This window comes from Pseudomonas sp. DWP3-1-2, from assembly GCF_049896285.1.
GTDB lineage: Bacteria > Pseudomonadota > Gammaproteobacteria > Pseudomonadales > Pseudomonadaceae > Aquipseudomonas.
In genome coordinates, this window is record NZ_JAFCTZ010000001.1 from 518,568 (window position 1) to 537,420 (window position 18,853).

Genomic DNA, 18,853 nt, shown 5'->3' on the forward strand with positions numbered 1-18,853 from the left:
TTGCTTGCTCAGGGGGCCGAAGGCTTGCGCGGTTTCTTCTCGACGCTTTTCGCAGGCTGTTCTGCCTGCGTTGCCGGCGCGGGAGGCTTGGCCTTGACTGCCGCCTTTGGCGCAGACGCCGGTTTGGCTGCTGTTTTGGCCGGCGATTTCGCAGCCGGCGCAGCCTTTCCATTGGTCACGCCATCAGCTTTGGGTTTAGGCTTGGCCGCTTTACGAGCCGTGGACTTCTCAGGAGCCAGCGCCTCGGCTTCAGCCAGTTTGCGAGCCATTTCCCAGTGACGCTCATCCTGACCTGTGGGCTGGCCTTCTGATTCCCATATCTGATACGCAAACTCGCGAATTCGTTTTTCGTCGGCACTCATCTCGACACTCCCAGGTATTACGTAGTTTTAATAAACAGGTTCACAGAAAAATCCTGAAGCGCTGCACTGAGCAACAACTCGCTATCAGGTGTGACTACAGTCTCCGAAAAAAGTCCCTTCCATGTTGTATCTGTCTCCGTGAACGGTAACAGGACGCGCGTATCGCCCCAGCTATCGGCATTGATGAATGGAGCCTGGGCAGTACCCAATAGTTCACTGAACACGCGTGGAACGATGACAATAGCGCTTGCCCCATCGAGTATTCGGGCGAAGGCCACCACGTGCTCAGCATGGATACCGGCCACTTCCAATGGGACATACCGGCCGCGACTGAACAGATCCGGATGCTCGGCGCGTACGTTCAACACCTGGGCGATAGCGGCCTGTTTCACGCGCCCGTCCTGCCAGTTACCGAGCAGTTCGGCAATCGCGCGAGGCTCGCTCAATGACTGCTGACGGGCAGCATAGTCCACCGGGCGACGGTTATCCGGGTCCACCAGGCTGAAATCCCAATACTCCGTACCCTGGTAAAGATCGGGTACACCGGGAACGGTATTGCGAAGCAAAACCTGCGCCAGACTGTTAAGCGCGCCCGCTGCCGCAATACGGTTTGCCGTAGCACCCAAAGACTGACGCAGCGCAAGGCCTTCAGGACTGAGCAGGATGCTGTGCAGAAATTCCCGGCAGGCACGTTCGTAGGGTTCGTTATTGGCGCTCCAGCTGCTCTGCAGCTTGGCTTCGCGCAGGGCTTTTTCCTGCCACTGAGTCAGTCGCTCGGCATAGGTTTTGTAGTCGGCGTCGCTTTCCAGACCGAAAGGCCAACTGCCCAGCATCGCCTGATAGAGCATCAGCTCATCGCCTGCGCTGATCGCAACCTCTGCCCCTTTGAGGGGCAAGGCCAGTTGTCGCCAGCGTTCCACTTGCTCGGCATACCAGCCGGAACACTCGCTCAATACCGCCAGTCGTGTACGGGTGTCTTCGCCGCGCTTGTGGTCGTGAGTGGCGGTCGCCAACAGGTTGTCGGGAAACGACTCGATGCGCTTGAGACAGGCCCCATGGAAGTCTTCAACCGGCGCGCTGAAATGCTGGGGATGAAACCCCACATCGTTGCGCGACAACAACACGGCGCTGCGATAGAACGACGTGTCTTCCACTGACTTGGCCGCCACGGGGGAGGTGAGTTGCTGGAAACGAATGCACGCGTTGCGGTACAGCTTGCGTTTGGGGCCACGCGGCAACTGCCGCCACGATTCGCCGCCCAGCCAGCGTTGCAGGTAATCAAGCACCTGCCAGTCAGCCTCGCTCAAGGTCGTACGCGCGCCTTGCATGGCCTGTTGGAAAAACCGGTCATCTTCTTCGGATCGGCCGCACACACTGATGTACGTGCGATAGATCGGGAAGTTCACCACCAACGCCAGCAATGCACGGCGAATGGCGCCCAAGGTCAGGTCGCGGCTCATCAGATCGCTGCGCGCCACTTGTAGCAGGGATTGCGCGACATTCTCGAAGTCCCCGGCCAGGGTGCCGTGCAGGACCAGATCCCGGGCTTCCAGCACTTCCTCATTGAAGTCAGCCGTGCGCTCACTCAATCGGCTCCACAACTCTGCCAACGGCGCTTGCCCCTTGGGATCATGTTGCAGCAGCGACACCTGATTCATGAACTCGTAACCGGTGGTGCCGTCCACGCCCCAATCTTCACGCAATTGCTCATCAGGGCCGAGGATCTTCTCGACGAAGATCGGCAAATGCGCCAGTTCGGTGCCCGCGGGCCGTTGGGAGAGCAGGCTTTCCACACGACGGCGAAGCTTGCGGCAATAGCCGCGTGGATCGGCGAGACCGTCGATATGGTCAATGCGCAAACCGTCCACCAACCCCTTGGCGATCAATTCGAAGATCTTGCCATGGGTGGCTTCGAACACATTGGGCCGCTCTACACGCAGGCCGCCCAATTCGTTGATGTCGAAGAATCGACGCCAGTTGATGTCATCACCTGCCGTACGCCAACTGGCCAGGCGATAGTGCTGATGCTCCAGCAACTGATGCAGACGATCAAAGCCTTCAGGCTGGCTCGAATCAAAGCGCGCCAGGTTCTGTTGGATGGCCTCGGCTATAGCAGTGTCGCGGGCCAGTTCAGCCAGTTCGGCACGCGCCTGGCGGGCACGCTCGTACGCTTGCGGGTACTGCCCAAGCGCGGCGAAACGCTTGCTCAACTCGTTCAGTTGCGGGTGTTCGGTTGAGTCGAGCAGGGGGCCATAGGTGATCGGGTTGACCGGGAAGTGATGCTGGTAGTGCTCAATGTAAAAAGCGCCCTGTTCGGCGTCGAACCGCAGCGGAATTTCCCCCGCCTGCAACACGGTGCCGTAATCGCTGCTCAGAAACGGCAACAGCAACTGCCCCTCAAGCAGCGGATCGGGTGAGTTCCACTGAATATCGAAGAAGTCGGCATAGGGGCTGCGGCGTCCCCATTCAAGGAGATCAAGCCACCACGGGTTGTCTGCACCGCCCACCGCCATGTGGTTGGAGACGATATCCAGGATCAGCCCCATGCCCTGCTCACGCAGGGCTGCGACCAGTCTAAGCAGGGCGGGTTCGCCGCCCAGCTCCGGATTGATCACGCGGGGATCAACCACGTCATAACCGTGCATTGACCCGGCGCGCGCCTTGAATAGCGGTGACGCATAGATGTGGCTGATTCCCAGGCTGGCAAAGTAGGGCACCAGCGGCACCGCATCGTCCAGTGTGAAGCCTTTATGGAACTGCAAACGCTGTGTGGCCCGCAGGGCTTGGAGTTGACGGGTCATTGGTCACGCTCCGCAGCTTGTAGACGTGCCTGGGAGAGCAGTTCAACGCGTCGGGCGACGTGCGGATTGTCTAGCAAGCCAGCGCAGTCCCCTGGCAACCTCCGCCGCCAGTTAGGATGGCTGTCCGTGGTTCCGGGCAGGTTGAACTGTTCATCCAGACCCATGGCGTCTTCCATCGGCAGCAGCACCAGCGGAGCCCGGGTATGCCCTAGATAACGAATGGACGCATCAATGATTTGATCCACCTCGTTGGCATTACCGGTGAAATTGTCAGCGTTTTGCTCAAGTGCGGTGCACAAGCCTGCGCGTTCGCGCTGTCGATCCTGACGCCACTGATGCGCTTGTTGCTCATCCACAAAATTCAGTTTCAGATTCCAGTCGATGTCTTTTTCGGCCAGCCATCCTGCCAAGGTGGGCAGATCATGCGTGCTGGTCATGGCCAGCGCTTCGTCCGACCAGTCCAGCACGGGTTTGAAATGGGCGTTGTGCTGTTCGAACAACAGCACACGCATGCCCAGAATGGCCCGTGCCGACAGTTTTTCATGAAGCCCTTCGGGCACGGTGCCCAGGTCTTCGCCCAGCACGACGGCCTTGTGCCGCCAGGATTCGAGACTCAGCAGGCGCAGCATGTCGTCCAGCGGATAATTCAGATAGGCGCCTTCACTTGCCGCCGCGCCCACGGGCACCACCCAGAGCCGTTGCAGGCCCATGATGTGGTCGATACGCAACCCGCCCGCATGGGCGAAATTGGCCCGCAGCATCTCGATAAACGCCCGGAAGCCATTGCGCTTGAGGCCATCCGGCGAAAACGCCGAGATGCCCCAGCTTTGGCCGGAGCGATTGAGGATGTCTGGCGGCGCGCCGACGGTCAGCTCGGAAAGCAGCTCATCCTGACGACTCCAGGCCTGGCTGCCAGCGCCATCGGCACCCACCGCCAGGTCGGCAATCAGGCCCACACGCATGCCGCTGCTACGCGCCGCGATTTGAGCGCGTTCCAGGCCTCGCGCCATCAACCATTGAGCGAACGCATGAAAGCTGATCTGCGGGCCGTGCTCGGCGGCAAAGCGGGCGATGGCGTCACTGCGCGGGTCCTTGAGCTCCAACGGCCATTCATGCCAGTTCTGGCTGATACCCAGGCGGTCGCACTCGCCGCGCAGGGCTTCGAAACGACAGTGGTTCTCCAGCGCCTCACCGCCGCTGTGGCGGAAGCTGTTGAAGTCTTCGTACAACGGATGATCGCAGCTGCTGAACGCATCGTAGAGCTTGTGCAGCAGCTTCCATTTGGCAGCGGCTGCAGCGGGCCAGTCGATCAGCTCGAGACTTTCCAGGCGCTTGAGTTCATCGCCAAGCCCGGTCTCATCGATGGCCAGGCGCAAGGCCCGCTCACCCAGGATCGTGCCCGGCGAGCAATACAGGCTGTTAAGGAACAGTCGGCTCGAAGGCGAGTAGGGGCTGTATCGGTGAGGATCGTTGGCAAACATTGCATGCACAGGGCTGATGGCCAAGGCGTCAGCTCCGCGTTCGCCCGCTGAACGGGCCAGCGCTTCCAGAGCCTGAGTGTCGCCGAATCCGCCATCGCCTTCGCGCCGCAAGCCATACAACTGAACGGTCAGGCCCCACGTGCGTGCAACCTGGGTGTCGGTGGCCATGGCCATGCTGAAGCAGGTTTCGGGAGCGACGGCAATGGTGAGGTGTTGTCCCGCGATGCTCAGCTGTTGATAGCCGACGGGTGCCAGGGCCGGCAACTGGCCGGTGGCGGTCAGGTTGGCGGCGATGGTTGCGCCGTCTTCCAGGGACAGCACAAAGGGTGTTCCAGGTTCAAACCAGGCGCTGAGATTCAGGTTGCTGCCGTGGTCGACAGTCAACAGCGGCGGCGGAGTGGCCTGATGGTTGGCGGCCAACAGCCGCTGCAGGCTGGCGTCGATCTGGTCATGGCTGTCGGCGGGATAACCCAGACCATCCAGTACTTTGCACAGCACTTCAGGGCTGACCCGTTGGGGCCTTCCGTTTGCATCGATCCAGTCCACTGACAGGCCCGCTTCGGTGGCCAGTGCCTCTAATTGCTCATTGCTCATCCTGTATCTCCGAAACATCTGTTGCTATCAGGCTGACAATGGCCGTGTAAGGATTGAGGGTGCCCCGCCGGGAAAGTTCTGCCGCATGTGGCAGTGTTTCGAAAAGAACACTGCCGGGATGCCATTCAGGGGCAGCCACTGCATGCTCGGAGAGGTTCAGGTCGATTCGCAACAGGCTGCCGTCCCCCATGCTCCAGCGAGCACTGACGGCCCCGTCGCTCAGCTCCTGGCAGTCAATCGCTTGCGCGCCCTCAAGGCGTGGCATGATTTCGCGATGGCGAATATCAAGCAGTTGGCGGTAGAGCTCCAGCCAGCTGAGGTGATCGGCACCGATGTCGGTTTCCAGATACACCGCGTCGAACGCCGGCTTACAGGCGTCGAAAGTGGCGGGTTCGTTGGGGTCGGGAATGTGCTCGCGCTTTTCTTCATCGGCAAACGCGGCGAAGTCGGCGAACTCACCGCGCCGGCCTTCACGTACTGCGTCAGCCAGTTCGCCATGATGGTCGGTGAAGAACAGGAATGGTTCGCTCGCGGCCCATTCATCGCCCATGAACATCAGCGGGATCATGGGGGAAAGCAGCAACAACGCGGTGGCGGCTTTCAGCGCAGGGCCATGACTGATCTGCGAGAGCCGTTCACCAAAGGCCCGATTGCCGATTTGATCGTGGTTTTGCAGAAACAGCACAAAGGCGCTGGGGGGTAAATGCCCGCTCGACTCCCCGCGCGTATGACCGTGACGCGTGCTCTCGCCCTGATACACAAAACCCTGGCTCAACAGACGCGACAGTTTGTTGGTGGCCTGGTGAGCGAAGTCCGAGTAGTAGGCGTCGGTTTCGCCGGTCAGCAACACGTGCAGTGTGTTGTGCCCGTCGTCGTTCCATTGCGCATCGAAGCCTTGTTCCAGCAGGCTTGCCTGATTGAACTCATTCTCAAGGTTGAGCCACACGTGACGCGGCGCAGGAATATGCTCATGGACCGTCGCGGCAAGCTCGGTGAGAAAGGTCGAATCATTGATGGCGTGGACAGCGTCCAGACGCAGGCCGTCGAAACGGTACTCCTTCAGCCACATCAGGGCATTATCAATGAAGAAATCCCGCACTTCGCGGCGCCGGAAATCAATGGCATCACCCCAAGGCGTGCTCACATCGCTGCGGAAGAAGCCTTTGGCGTAGCTGCCCAGATAATTGCCATCTGGCCCGAAGTGGTTGTAGACCACGTCAAGGATGACCATCAGTCCAAAGCCATGAGCCGCGTCGATCAGGTGCTTGAGTTCTTCCGGCGTGCCATAGGTGGATTGCGGCGCGTAGGGCAGAACACCGTCATAGCCCCAGTTTCGGGTTCCCGGAAACTGCGCGATGGGCATCAGTTCAATCGCCGTGACGCCCAGTCCGGCCAGCCGTTCCAGATGCTTTTCAATACCGGCATAGCCGCCCAGCACGCCCGCGTGAACCTCATAGATCACCGCTTCATGCCAGGGGCGACCCTGCCAGTCAGTGTTCTGCCATTCATAGGAAAGGGGGTCGACTACAACGCTGGGGGAGTGAACGTCAGAAGCTTGGGCGCGGGAGGCGGGGTCGGGGACTTCCATGTCTCCGTTGATCTTGTAGCGGTAACGAGTGCCCGCCGGGCAGCGGGCCTCAAGTACAAACCAACCATCGTTTTGCGCAACCATGGCCAGTGACTGGCCATCTTGCACTTCGACATTCACTGCTTTTGCATCAGGTGCCCAGAGGGCAAACCGGGTGTTTTCAGAGTCCAGTAATACGGCGCCGTGGCGCCAGTTCTTGTCCGTACGCAGAGGCATCCGTCTACCCCTAAATTAATAATGAATTGAAACACCCACGTTCTTCTTCAACAGGTCCTGATAAAGCTCTGCGTATGGCTCTACCGCTTGGTGCCAGTTGAAAGGGGCGGCCATCGCTCTGCAGCGCATGGCGTTGAGCAACGCCGGGTTGGCGAATACTTTGAAAGCTCGGTTCAGCGCTTCGGTATAGCTTTCCACCGTCGATTCATCGAAAAGGAAACCCGTCACGCCGTCTTCAATCGTGTCGGCCAGTCCACCCGTATTGCGGGCAACCGGCAGCGATCCGAAACGTTGCGCATACATCTGGCTAAGGCCGCAAGGCTCGTAGCGAGAAGGCATGAGCAAAAAGTCGCTGCCAGCAAACATGCGCCGAGCATCGGTTTCATTGAAACCTACACGGACGCCGATCTGCCCCGGAAACCTGAGCGCCAGATCACGCATGGCGTCTTCTTCCTCAGGCTCGCCACGACCGATGATCGCGATTTGCCCACCCTGGGCGACGATATGCTCGGCAACACCAATGGTCAGATCCAGACCTTTTTGATAGACCAGACGCGACACCACAGCAAATAGAGGCCCGGTAGAGGGCTCGAGTTCAAACAATTCGCGAACATGATCGGCGTTGATTTCCTTGCGCTGCCATTCGTTAGGCGCGAAGTGGCAAATCAGGTGTTCATCGGTCGCCGCGTCCCAACTGGCATCAATGCCATTGGGGATGCCACTGAGCTGGCCACGATTGGCTTTGCTCTGCAGGAAACCTTCCAGCCCGCAACCAAACTCAGGCGTGGTGATCTCTTTGGCATAGGTCGCGCTGACGGTGGTGATATGGCTGGCGTACGCCATACCTGCCTTGATGAAGGACAGCTTGCCGTAAAACTCCATGCCGTCAGCGCTAAGCGCTTCCTCTGGAATGCCAAGTTCACGGCTCGAACCGGTGCTGACCGTGCCTTGGTAGGCCAGGTTGTGAATGGTGAAAATGCTAGGCGTCGTCTGCCCGCGCCAGCGCATGTACGCCGGAGCAAGGCCCGCTGGCCAGTCATGGGCGTGGACCAGTTCAGGGCACCATTGAGTCTTGACGGCGCCTGCTGCAAAGTCAGCGGCAGCCAGGCCCAGACGTGCGAAACGAATATGGTTGTCGGACCAGTCGCGACCGTTGTTGTCGGCGTACGGCGTGCCTTCGCGTTCATACAGCTCAGGGCAGATCAGCACGTAGATGACCAGCCCGTCCTTCATGTCCATGCGGCCAATCTTGCAGGGCGGCAGGGCGGCGTAACCGCCCAGTTGACTGATGACATGAATCGGGTTGCCACTATTGAGGACCTGCGGATAGCCGGGTATCAGCACACGGACGTCGTGCAGGTGACGCATGGCTCGCGGCAGAGCAGCAGACACATCGCCAAGCCCCCCAGTCTTGACCAGGTCAGCCAGTTCCGACGTCACGAACAGCACTTTACGTCTGTTGACCGGAGCAATGGTTGGCTGTGAGGTAGGCAGTTGCAGCAGTGGAACGCTTGTCGTAGCGAAAACCGGCAGATGCGTCAGCTCGCTGGCCGGCTGATTAAAACTCTCTCCCTTCTGGGTTTTGACAGCGGCGCTTATCATCGTTTTCTCCCATTAACACAGTGTTAGTACTGCACTTGAGTTTTTTATAGGCCATGTCCTATGGCCGGGCGTAAAAACACTACGCAAGATCAGTACCCATTTACCGATTGCGTAGAGAATGGACAGGTGGGCAGCGTCTTGATTTTGATTCTAAACCGATAGCATAGGCGCTCTATTAAGCTGACCCGTGGGTATTTCAGAAGTTTCGACTTTTTTCGTAGGAAATGTCTGGAACGCGGCTTATCGCGGAATTCTTAACGGCCTGAGAGCGCGTAAGAGGTCGCTGTACACGCCCTTACGCTCCTTTGTGGAGCGTCATTTTTGAAGGGTTGCTACTCCAGACCGCCTGTCGGATTGTTCGACAATCTATCCGTTTCATTACCTGTTCGGGCAGCTTCAAGGCCCTCGCGGCCTGTTTGTGCGCACGAAAACCGCAGTTGCCTTGTCCTGGTGCAGAGGCTCAATCCCGTTTTGCGCAGAGATAAAGCAACACTTGCCCTCCGGACATTTCAGGGTGCGTCGGGATAGAATCAGCGACCCAAAGCCGAACCCCAAGGGAGAGGCCCATCAAAGCAGTCAGGTGAGGAAGCCAATGCAAGCCCCCGAGGTAGTGGTACTGCAAGCGAGTTACACCAATCAGGTTCACGCTGAAGCGATTGGCTTTTTGCTCAATCAATATGCCCAGGACGCCATGGGCGGGGGCAATACCTTGTCCATTGATACGCAGCAGCAATTGGCGATCGAGCTGGCCAAACGGCCTTATGCGTTCAGTGTTTTGGCCTTTGTCGCAGGGCAGCCGGTCGGGCTGGTCAACTGCTTCGAAGCCTTCTCCACGTTTCAGTGTCGTCCACTGGTGAATATCCATGACGTAGTGGTTGTCAGCGAACAGCGTGGGTTGGGCATCAGCCAGAAGATGTTGACGAAGGTGGAAGAGATCGCCCGCCAGCGGGGCTGCTGCAAGCTGACCCTTGAGGTGCTGGAAGGCAACACCGTCGCGCAGAACGCTTACTTGAAGCAGGGCTTCGCCGGCTATGAACTGGACCCTGCCATGGGTAAGGCGATGTTCTGGCAGAAGACGCTCTGAAACATGGCCGGCCGCTGAATCAGTAACGCCTGCTGCCCGCTGATACCGGGGCCTGTCATTGCTGGCAGGCCCCGGTATCAGGTTATTGTTGGGCGACTTCCGGAGCGGGCGGTGTCGGTGCCGTATTTTCCAGGCGAGCAAAATCAGTGAGGCCTTTCTCATGGTAAGGATCACCAATCAGGCGTGGTCTTTCCTTGAAGTCAAAGCTGACCAGGCTTTTGGTCGGGTCTAGCTCATCGAACGAAAGCCCGGCCAGCTGTGCCCACGTGTGAATCAGCTCTGAACTGCTGTAAGGCCTGTCTTTGATGCTGGTGAAGTCCCAGTTATGGGTTTGCTGCCACTTGGGTGACGCATAGACCATGAAGGGCACGGTATACATCGGCAGGGTGGGCTTGGCTTCGTTTCGGCCCAGCACGTTATGCCCCGGAGAGTCGTAGACGTCTTCACCGTGGTCGGACAGGTACATCAAAAAGCCATTGGGATCGGCTTTGGCGTACTCTTTGATCAGGCTGGACACCACGAAATCATTGTAAAGCACGGCGTTGTCGTAGCTGTTATACAGCTCCAACTGGCTGTCGCTGATCGCCGCAGGCACGCCTGTACGGTCGGTAAACTTGTCGAATGCCGGCGGGTAGCGATACTGATAGCTCATGTGCGTGCCCAGCAGGTGCACGACAATCAGCTTGCGTGGCGCGGCGTCGGCCAAGGCCTTGCCGAACGGTGCAATCACGTCGCCGTCGTACTGCCGGGCATTCTGGTTGCGGTTGTTATTGAGGTACACCTGTTCATCGGCCTGTTCGGAGAACGTCGTGAGCATGGTGTTGCGCTTGGTCATGGTCTGCTGGTTGGTGATCCAGAACGTTTTGTAGCCCGCCTGCTTCATCACGCTGACCAGCGATGGCGTCTTCAGGTAAAGATCCGGGTGCTCTTCGTCGGCGAAGGTCAACACCTGCTGCAGCGCTTCGATGGTGTAGGGGCGCGGCGTAATGACGTTGTTGAAAACCTGCAGCTCGTTCTTGAGCTGATCCAGATTCGGCGTGGTCTTGCGCTGATACCCATAAAGGCTCATGCGCTGGCGATTGGTGGATTCGCCAATCACCAAGACCAGGGTTGCCGGCAAACCGGCCTGCTGGTCTTTCAGATGGCTGAGCGGCGGGATATTGCTGCTGCTCGTCAGCATGTCCTGCATATTGTCCAATTGCTGCGTGTAGCGGTGGTAGGCCACCAGCATCTGCCATGGCACGGCAGGTTCTATTCGCGTTTCAAACGCTTCGATGCCACTGGCCAGATCATCGTGACGAGCTATCTGCTTCGCCAGGGGATAGCCAATGATTGCCACCAACAATACGGTCGCCACGGCCCAGGCTCGACCTCGTGGCAGGTAAACCGGGCGCAGGCGCGTCCAGAGGAAAATCGCAAAGGCTGTGTGAGCAATAAACGCCAGAATGATCCACCAGGCGAAATACTGCGTCGCGTATTCACCCGCTTCGGACACGTTCGATTCGAACATGATGAAGATGACGCTCTGGGAAAACTCTTGTTGATAGATGAAGAAGTAGCCAAGGCTGGCCATCGAACATGCCCACAGGACGACGCCAATCACGGCGGCCATCAGGCGGGTCCTGGCCGGAAACATCAGCATGGGGGCAAGCCAGATACCGCTCATCAAAAACGCCTGACGGAAGCCCGAAAACCCTGAGGTATCCGTCAACTGAATCAGTAATTGAGTGATACCCGAGAAGTACCAGAAAAAAACGAACAGCCAGGCAATACCTGCCCAATCAAAACCGTTCGGAGTCGTATCGCTCCGTTTAACCCTAGCCATCAAACACTCCAACTCATTCAGTTGAGCGACCCGAAACAAAGGTTCGGATCACTCGCTACGCCGCCGGTGTCATGAGGCATAACACCAGGGGCCTTTCACGGGCCGGCAAGTATCGCGACGCCAGTGTGAAAAAAACGTCAGGCGTTCAGGCACATTGGGGTGGCGGTAAAAGGTCAGACATTACAAAATGTGTCTCGCAGCGGTTCAGCGGCAGGAAGCCGCGAAGGCGGATCACACAAGGGCAATAAAGAGAGCAAGCGGACAAGCCAACGAACAGGGCTTGCCGCGAGGGTCGATTGTGAAGCGGGGGACGGATCAGGCTTGCAGGGCGGTCAGAGGCTCGCTGGCGCTGGACTGTTGCAGCATGAGGCTCAGATGAGCGACCTTTTTCTGCAATTGATCGCGCTCTTCTTTAAGCTTGCGCAATTCATCACGGCGAATAGAGACGTAGAGGGTTTGTGGTGCAAGTGCTGGTAGTAGTGTGCTCATTGCTTACCTCGCGAATGGCGGGACTCAACCTGAAAGGTCCGGTGCAATGACTATCGAACGCCGAATCGCCTCTGCATACCTTTCTATCGGCTGCAATTCTGATTTCTTTTGCCCGGGATTGGAACTTTTTTATTTTCAATGGTCGCGAAGGTTTCCAGGCGCGACAGAATGACTTATTCAAAAGCCTGAACGCAGGCTTTGGCTGGCGGCGGGGAACCGACGTCCAGACTTTCATGACTAACCTCTCATGTGAAGGCCCCCTTGGGCGGGCCGGATGTGAGGCAATCTTTCTACGAATCAGGAGCAAGGCCACATGCAACTTGGAATTGTCGGGCTGGGCCGCATGGGCGGCAATATCGCAAGACGTCTGATGCTTGACGGTCACACCACCGTGGTATTTGACCGCGATGAGGCCTCGCGCGACGTGTTGGCCAAAGAGGGCTCAATCGCCGTAGCAGACCTGGCAGCCATGGTCGCCGCGATGGAACAACCCCGCGCGATCTGGGTCATGCTGCCCGCTGGCGATGCGACAGAAGACACCATCAATGCCCTCGCCGAATTGCTTGACGCGAATGACGTGATCATTGATGGCGGCAACACCTTCTATAAAGATGACGTACGTCGCGCCAAGACCCTGGCGGCCAAGGGGTTGCACTATGTCGATGTGGGCACCTCGGGCGGTGTCTGGGGGCTGGAGCGCGGCTATTGCATGATGATCGGCGGCGAGAATGAAATTGTTCGTCGCCTGGACCCGCTATTTGAAACCCTCGCACCCGGCTATGGCTCGATAGCGCGCACCAAAGGCCGCGATGCGGCGGACGACCGGGCCGAGCGTGGTTATATTCATGCCGGTCCTGCTGGCTCCGGGCACTTTGTGAAGATGATTCACAACGGTATCGAATACGGGATGATGCAAGCCTTTGCCGAAGGGTTCGATATCCTCAAGCAAAAGAACTCGGAAAATCTGCCGCCCGAACAGCGCTTTGACTTGAACATGGCTGATATCGCCGAAGTATGGCGTCGCGGCAGCGTGGTCTCTTCCTGGCTGCTGGACCTCACCGCCGATGCCCTGACCACCGACCCGAAACTGGATGCCTACTCCGGTGAAGTGGCCGACAGTGGTGAAGGCCGCTGGACCATCGAAGCTGCCATGGAACAGGCCGTGCCGGTGCCGGTGCTTTCCAGTGCGCTGTTCGCCCGCTTCCGCTCGCGGCAGAAGAGCTCTTATGCAGATAAGTTGCTTTCTGCAATGCGCTTTGGTTTCGGTGGGCACAAGGAGCCAAAATAATGGGGTTGTCGCGCAGCACGTCCCAACAAACTCCCGCTGTTGCGCCGCCCACGACGCTATTTTTATTCGGCGCTCACGGCGATTTGGTCAAGCGCTTGCTGATGCCCGCACTCTACAACCTGGCCCGTGATGGGCTGGTTGGCGAGAATCTGCACATCGTCGGCGTTGACCATAACGCGATCAGTGACGTCGATTTCGCCAAAAAGCTTGAGGATTTCATTCGTCAGGAAGCCGCCAGCAAGGTGACGGAGGGCGGCAAAGAGCCTTTGGACCCGGAGCTGTGGGGCAGCCTGGCGAACCGGATCAGCTACATACAGGGTGACTTTCTCGACGACTCTACTTACGCCGATATCGGTGCCAGGATTGCCAGCACCGGCACGGGCAACGCGGTGTTCTACCTGGCGACCGCGCCGCGCTTTTTCAGCGAGGTGGCTCAGCGACTGGGGGCTTCAGGATTGCTGACCGAGAGCGACGACAGCTTTCGCCGAGTCGTCATTGAAAAACCGTTCGGTTCCGACCTTGCCAGCGCTGTCGCACTCAACGCCTGCTTGCTGAAGGTGATGAGCGAGAAGCAGATCTACCGGATCGATCACTATCTGGGCAAGGAAACCGTTCAGAACATTCTCGTCAGCCGGTTTTCCAACGCGCTGTTCGAGTCATTCTGGAACAACCATTACATCGATCACGTGCAGATCACCGCGGCTGAAACCGTCGGGGTGGAAACCCGGGGCAGTTTTTACGAACACACCGGCGCGCTGCGCGACATGGTGCCTAACCATCTGTTCCAGTTGCTGGCGATGGTGGCCATGGAGCCGCCGGCGGCTTTCGGTGCCGACGCGGTTCGTGGCGAAAAAGCCAAGGTGGTCGGGGCGATTCGCCCTTGGTCCGAGGAAGAAGCGCTGGCCAACTCCGTCCGTGGCCAGTATGCCGAGAGCAGCGAAGGAGGCCAGGTCATTGCGGGCTATCGGCAGGAGGCCAGAGTCGAGCCGGACAGTACCACCGAGACCTATGTCGCCCTCAAGGTGATGATCGATAACTGGCGCTGGGTTGGTGTACCTTTTTATCTGCGTACCGGAAAGCGCATGGGCGCACGCAGCACCGAGATTGCCATTTCGTTCAAACCTGCGCCTTATGCGCAGTTTCGTGACACCGAAGTGGACCGCCTCAAGCCCAATTACCTGCGCATCCAGATCCAGCCCAATGAAGGCATGTGGTTCGACCTGTTCGCCAAGCGTCCAGGCCCGACGCTGGACATGGAGGACATCGAGCTAGGGTTTGCCTACAAGGACTTCTTCGAGATGCAGCCGTCCACCGGCTATGAAACCCTGATTTATGACTGTCTGACCGGCGACCAGACGCTGTTCCAGCGCGCTGATAACATCGAAAACGGCTGGCGTGCCGTGCAGCCGTTTCTGGATGCCTGGCAGAAAAACCCCCATGTCGAGTTCTATAAGGCGGGGGAAGATGGGCCGGTTGCAGCCGATGACTTACTGGGCCGCGATGGCCGCGAATGGCGGGATATAGATGTCTGACAATTCAAAGCACGAAGTCCGATTCCTGCTCTCCGACGTTGACGGCACGCTGCTGCGTCCCGACCACAGTCTGAGTCAGGCCAATATGGACGCCGTTGCGCGCTTGAGGGTCGCCGGCATTCTATTCACGATTGCCAGCAGTCGTCCGCCCCGGGCCATGCGTCAGCAGGTCAAGGCGCTGGGCATCGACCTGCCTTACGTGGGGTTCAATGGTGGCAACATCATTAACCCAGATGGCAGTTTGATGGAGGCCTACCGAATCGCCGAGCCAGCGGCGAGGACCTGTATCGATCTGTTCACTCAGCACCCGGTTGCGCTTTGGGTCTTTGCTGACGATCAATGGTTCTTGATGGATCCAGACGGCGACTACGTCGAACACGAGCGCAATACGCTGGGCTATGAGCCTGTGCGAGTCGAGAGTTTCGAGCCGTACATGGATCGGGTAGACAAAATTGTCGCGGCCAGCAAGGATTTCGATTTGCTCATACGTCTGGAATCCGAACTCAATCCGCTTATTGACGGGCTTGCGCTGGCTGCACGATCCCAGCGGTACTACCTGGACGTCACTGCACTGGACGCCAATAAAGGCAAAGCCTTGTTGACCCTGGCAGAACGGTTTGGCATTGACCGTTCGCACACCGCCGCAATAGGTGACGGTGGCAATGATGTTGCAATGTTCCATCAGGCCGGCCTGTCCATCGCCATGGGGCAGGGCGAGGAGAGCGTGCGTCGCGAGGCCGATCATGTGACGGGCACCAATCTTGAGGATGGAGTGGCAACGGCGATTGAGCGCTACATTCTGCCGCGCTGACCCACACGGCAGAGCTGCGGATAACCAATAACACCTGGAACGGTGGACGCTTTTGATGGCTGCATTGATTGAAGACTACGCATTGCTCGGCAACTGCAAGACTGCCGCGCTGGTCGCCAGAGATGGGTCGCTGGATTGGTTATGTTTTCCACGCTTCGATTCACCCGCCTGCTTTGCGGCGCTGCTGGGCACAAGCGATAACGGCCGCTGGAAAATCTCGCCCCAGGCCCCCGTTACGTCAACAGAGCGCAGATACCGTGAAGGCACACTGATTCTCGAAACGATTTTCGAGACGTCGACCGGTCGGGCCATGCTGATCGACTTCATGCCCATTGAGGCCGGCAGCCATGTGGTGCGTGTCGTGGTGGGGCTTGAGGGCGAAGTCGATTTCGCCATGGACCTGGCCATCCGGTTCGACTACGGCAGCGCGGTGCCTTGGGTAGAGAACAGGGACGGTCAGACGTTGACGGCCGTAGCGGGGCCGGAAATGCTGGTGCTACGTGCCTCCCAGGGCCTGCATGCGCTGGATCATCATACGGGCTGTGATTTCCGTATCTCTGCTGGCCAGCGTGAAACCTTCGTGTTGGGTCATCAGCCGTCTACAGAAGCGCTTCATCCCGCCCTCGTCATTGAACAGGCAATGGAGCAAACCGAACGCTTCTGGCGCGAGTTTTCGGATCGATGCCCTGACGTCGGGCAGTGGACCGTACAGGTCAAGCGGTCGTTGCTTACCCTCAAAGCCATGACCTATATGCCCACCGGCGGTATCGTCGCGGCGGTGACGACCTCGTTGCCCGAACAGCTGGGGGGTGAGCGCAATTGGGACTACCGGTATTGCTGGTTGCGCGATGCAACCATGACCTTGCTTGCGTTCATGAACCTGGGTTACTTCGAAGAAGCCTCGGCATGGCGTGACTGGTTGCTGCGCTCAGTGGCCGGTAACCCGGAGCAGATTCAGATCATGTATGGGCTCGGCGGCGAAAGACGCCTGCCGGAATACGAGCTGCCCTGGTTGAGCGGTTACGAAAATTCCAGCCCTGTGCGCATTGGCAATGCAGCGGCGACGCAGATGCAGCTGGATGTCTATGGCGAGGTCGCCGACGCCATGACCCAGGCATTGAAAGGCGGGTTGCCACGCTTGCCGCGCAGCATCGCGATCTCCAAGGTCATCATGCCGTTCCTTGAGAGCGTATGGCATCAGCCGGACGAGGGGATCTGGGAGATCCGATCGGAACCGCGCCACTTCACCCATTCCAAAGTCATGACCTGGGTGGCCTTTGATCGCGTTTCGTCCCTGATCGACCAGACCGCTGTCACGGATGAAGACCGTGCCTTGGCGCAACACTACCGCGACGTGGCTGACCGGATACACGCCGATGTATGCGTGAACGGCTTTGATCCCGAACTGGGCAGCTTCGTGCAGACCTATGGCGCCAAGGCGCTGGACGCAAGCCTGTTGCAAATTGCCTTGACGGGTTTCCTGCCGGCCGATGATCCACGGGTGATCGGCACCGTTGCCCAGATCGAGCGCACCCTGATGCAGGATGGCTTGCTGTTGCGCTACGACAGTGAACACAGCACCGACGGCGTATCAGGCAACGAAGGAACATTTCTGGTCTGTTCGTTCTGGCTGGCGGATGTCTATGTCCTGCTGGGTCGGCGGGAGAAAGCCAAAGCGCTCTTTGATCGCTTGTGCGGGCTGTGTAATGACGTGGGGCTGCTGGCTGAGCAATATGACCCGCGCGGCAAGCGCATGCTGGGCAACTTTCCCCAGGCGTTCAGTCACATTGGCATTATCAATACGGCGCTGAACCTGCACCGCGCGGCATGTCCGGTCCAGTCACGGGCGATGTGCGAGGCCAAAGCCACGTCGTAATCGACCGGCTACTGCGTTACATGGCTTTTCTGAAGGTCAGATTGATCCGCTGCTCGCCCAGCAGCGGATGCTCGGCCGGTTTGATGGGCAGAATGCCGTGATAACGCAGGCGATCGACGCCGCCCCAGACCACGATATCGCCATGTTGCAGGGCAACGCGGCGGGCCTTGTCCTTGCGCTCGAGGCCGCCAAACAGAAACACCGCTGAAATACCCAGCGACACCGAGACAACAGGCCATTGCAGGTCCTGTTCGTCCTTGTCCTGGTGCAGAGACATTTTGGCCCCCGGCAGATAGCGGTTGATCAGGCAGGCATCAGGAATGAAATCCGGAAAGCCTGTTTCCGACGCCGCCGCACAGGCAAGCTCCATCAGCACTTGGGGCATTGCGGGCCAGGGCTGACCTGTTTGTGGGTCAACGGCGCTATACCGATAGCCATGGCGGTCAGTGGTCCAGCCGACGCTGCCGCAACTGCTGAGCGCAGCAGACATGGTAAAGCCGCCAGGTGTGACCATATGTCTAAACGGTGCCTGGGCCAGGACAGCCTGCACAGCAGGGAGCATGGGCTGAACCCAAGGCAAGGCGAAGCCACGCAGAACCCAGGAGCAAGGGCCGATCTGTTCCACCGCAGCCTGTGACTGCAATGGCTCGTTGCCGAACAGATCGAAGGTGAGCGGGGTGTTGCCTTCCAGCTTCATAGGCGCGCAGAAGGGCGGGGGTTACAAAGCTTTGCTGACTTTGACATCGGATATGACGTCGCCGCTTTGGCCGTGCATCTTCTCCAGTGCCGAACGGGCTTCCTCAACCGAGGCGCAGCTCAGATGGGCAAACTCGAAACGACGTTCGCCGTTGAGCTTGTAGCTGACAGCAAATTTGGTAGTCGGGTTCGCAGGCGTATTCACGAGGGCTCCTTGGTGACAGCGGTAATCAACTCAAGCGTGAGGTCGAGCGGCGTACGATTTTGATCGAGTGAGTGAAGTTGGTCTTACGCCCCCCGTTGGTGTCCATTTTGCGTCCAGAGGTATCAATGGTGATATTCCAGAACCCCGTGCTTGGGGCTGCGATTTTCGCGGGGAACTTGTCGAACGCACCGCCGTGATAGGTGTGGCGACCGCCATTCTTGAAGCTGCGGAAGTTCGAATCGTTCATCAGGCGGATATTGCAAAGCTGGGAGCACTCAATGACGACCAGGTCGTCTTCGTTGAGGTGCTCGCGCTGGTGTACGAATTTCATGAATGTCTCCGACGGTGAGGCTTTTTTCGAAAAATCAAAACGATAGCATGGCGAGCGCTGGCATGGCCTGGT

Annotated in this window: 15 protein-coding genes; 5 read left to right on the forward strand and 10 right to left on the reverse strand. The window is 58.5% G+C overall.

Annotation, left to right across the window (positions count from 1 at the left end; translation table 11 throughout):
* Positions 1-8: 8 nt before the first annotated feature.
* From ACP7B0_RS02505 to glgA, 5 genes are read right to left on the reverse strand one after another with little or no spacing between them, the layout of a single operon-like run.
* Positions 9-362 (reverse strand): DUF2934 domain-containing protein, encoded by a 354-nt coding sequence (locus ACP7B0_RS02505; protein ID WP_426139344.1) that lies wholly within the window; start codon positions 360-362, stop codon positions 9-11.
* A gap of 17 nt (positions 363-379) precedes the next feature.
* The gene (locus tag ACP7B0_RS02510; protein ID WP_426139345.1) at positions 380-3,163 is read right to left on the reverse strand and encodes a malto-oligosyltrehalose synthase; all 2,784 of its coding nucleotides are present in this window, start codon (positions 3,161-3,163) and stop codon (positions 380-382) included.
* Positions 3,160-5,238: a 4-alpha-glucanotransferase gene (gene malQ / locus ACP7B0_RS02515; protein WP_426139346.1), complete on the reverse strand. Its 2,079-nt coding sequence runs from the start codon at positions 5,236-5,238 to the stop codon at positions 3,160-3,162. Before malQ ends, ACP7B0_RS02510 begins: the two co-directional genes overlap by 4 nt.
* Positions 5,228-7,042 carry a malto-oligosyltrehalose trehalohydrolase gene (gene treZ / locus ACP7B0_RS02520; RefSeq protein ID WP_426139347.1) on the reverse strand — a complete coding sequence of 605 codons (1,815 nt, stop codon included), beginning with the start codon at positions 7,040-7,042 and terminating at the stop codon, positions 5,228-5,230. The genes malQ and treZ overlap by 11 nt, the downstream gene beginning before the upstream one ends.
* Positions 7,043-7,057: 15 nt before the next feature.
* Entirely contained in the window at positions 7,058-8,644 is a 1,587-nt protein-coding gene (gene glgA, locus ACP7B0_RS02525) for a glycogen synthase GlgA (RefSeq protein ID WP_426139348.1), read from the reverse strand.
* A 592-nt stretch (positions 8,645-9,236) separates the two neighbouring features.
* Here glgA and ACP7B0_RS02530 point away from each other — a divergent pair.
* Entirely contained in the window at positions 9,237-9,728 is a 492-nt protein-coding gene (locus ACP7B0_RS02530) for a GNAT family N-acetyltransferase (protein ID WP_426139349.1), read from the forward strand.
* Between the two features lie 82 nt (positions 9,729-9,810).
* On the opposite strand, the gene ACP7B0_RS02535 is transcribed toward ACP7B0_RS02530, so the two are convergent.
* Together ACP7B0_RS02535 and ACP7B0_RS02540 are read right to left on the reverse strand one after the other, a co-directional pair.
* Positions 9,811-11,553 carry a phosphoethanolamine transferase CptA gene (locus ACP7B0_RS02535; protein ID WP_426139350.1) on the reverse strand — a complete coding sequence of 581 codons (1,743 nt, stop codon included), beginning with the start codon at positions 11,551-11,553 and terminating at the stop codon, positions 9,811-9,813.
* Between the two features lie 315 nt (positions 11,554-11,868).
* Positions 11,869-12,042 carry a DUF6026 family protein gene (locus ACP7B0_RS02540; protein WP_426139351.1) on the reverse strand — a complete coding sequence of 58 codons (174 nt, stop codon included), beginning with the start codon at positions 12,040-12,042 and terminating at the stop codon, positions 11,869-11,871.
* Between the two features lie 313 nt (positions 12,043-12,355).
* Here ACP7B0_RS02540 and gnd point away from each other — a divergent pair, with 313 nt between their 5' ends.
* Genes gnd through ACP7B0_RS02560 form a run of 4 tightly spaced genes read left to right on the forward strand, consistent with a single transcriptional unit; the run spans position 12,356 to position 17,549 of the window.
* A complete protein-coding gene (gene gnd, locus ACP7B0_RS02545; RefSeq protein ID WP_426139352.1) occupies positions 12,356-13,330 on the forward strand; it encodes a phosphogluconate dehydrogenase (NAD(+)-dependent, decarboxylating) in 975 nt (324 codons plus the stop codon).
* Positions 13,330-14,862: a glucose-6-phosphate dehydrogenase gene (zwf, locus tag ACP7B0_RS02550; RefSeq protein ID WP_426139353.1), complete on the forward strand. Its 1,533-nt coding sequence runs from the start codon at positions 13,330-13,332 to the stop codon at positions 14,860-14,862. Before gnd ends, zwf begins: the two co-directional genes overlap by 1 nt.
* Entirely contained in the window at positions 14,855-15,673 is an 819-nt protein-coding gene (locus ACP7B0_RS02555) for an HAD family hydrolase (RefSeq protein ID WP_426139354.1), read from the forward strand. Before zwf ends, ACP7B0_RS02555 begins: the two co-directional genes overlap by 8 nt.
* Before the next feature lie 55 nt (positions 15,674-15,728).
* The gene (locus tag ACP7B0_RS02560) at positions 15,729-17,549 is read left to right on the forward strand and encodes a glycoside hydrolase family 15 protein (RefSeq protein WP_426139355.1); all 1,821 of its coding nucleotides are present in this window, start codon (positions 15,729-15,731) and stop codon (positions 17,547-17,549) included.
* Between the two features lie 16 nt (positions 17,550-17,565).
* Here ACP7B0_RS02560 and alkB read toward each other — a convergent pair whose 3' ends face one another.
* The 3 genes from alkB to ACP7B0_RS02575 are packed head-to-tail and all read right to left on the reverse strand — an operon-like array spanning position 17,566 to position 18,781.
* Positions 17,566-18,246: a DNA oxidative demethylase AlkB gene (gene alkB / locus ACP7B0_RS02565; RefSeq protein ID WP_426139356.1), complete on the reverse strand. Its 681-nt coding sequence runs from the start codon at positions 18,244-18,246 to the stop codon at positions 17,566-17,568.
* A 21-nt stretch (positions 18,247-18,267) separates the two neighbouring features.
* Positions 18,268-18,450, reverse strand: coding sequence for a hypothetical protein (locus ACP7B0_RS02570; protein ID WP_426139357.1), 183 nt, complete (start codon positions 18,448-18,450; stop codon positions 18,268-18,270).
* A 25-nt stretch (positions 18,451-18,475) separates the two neighbouring features.
* A complete protein-coding gene (locus ACP7B0_RS02575; protein ID WP_426139358.1) occupies positions 18,476-18,781 on the reverse strand; it encodes a DUF1883 domain-containing protein in 306 nt (101 codons plus the stop codon).
* Positions 18,782-18,853 lie beyond the last annotated feature (72 nt).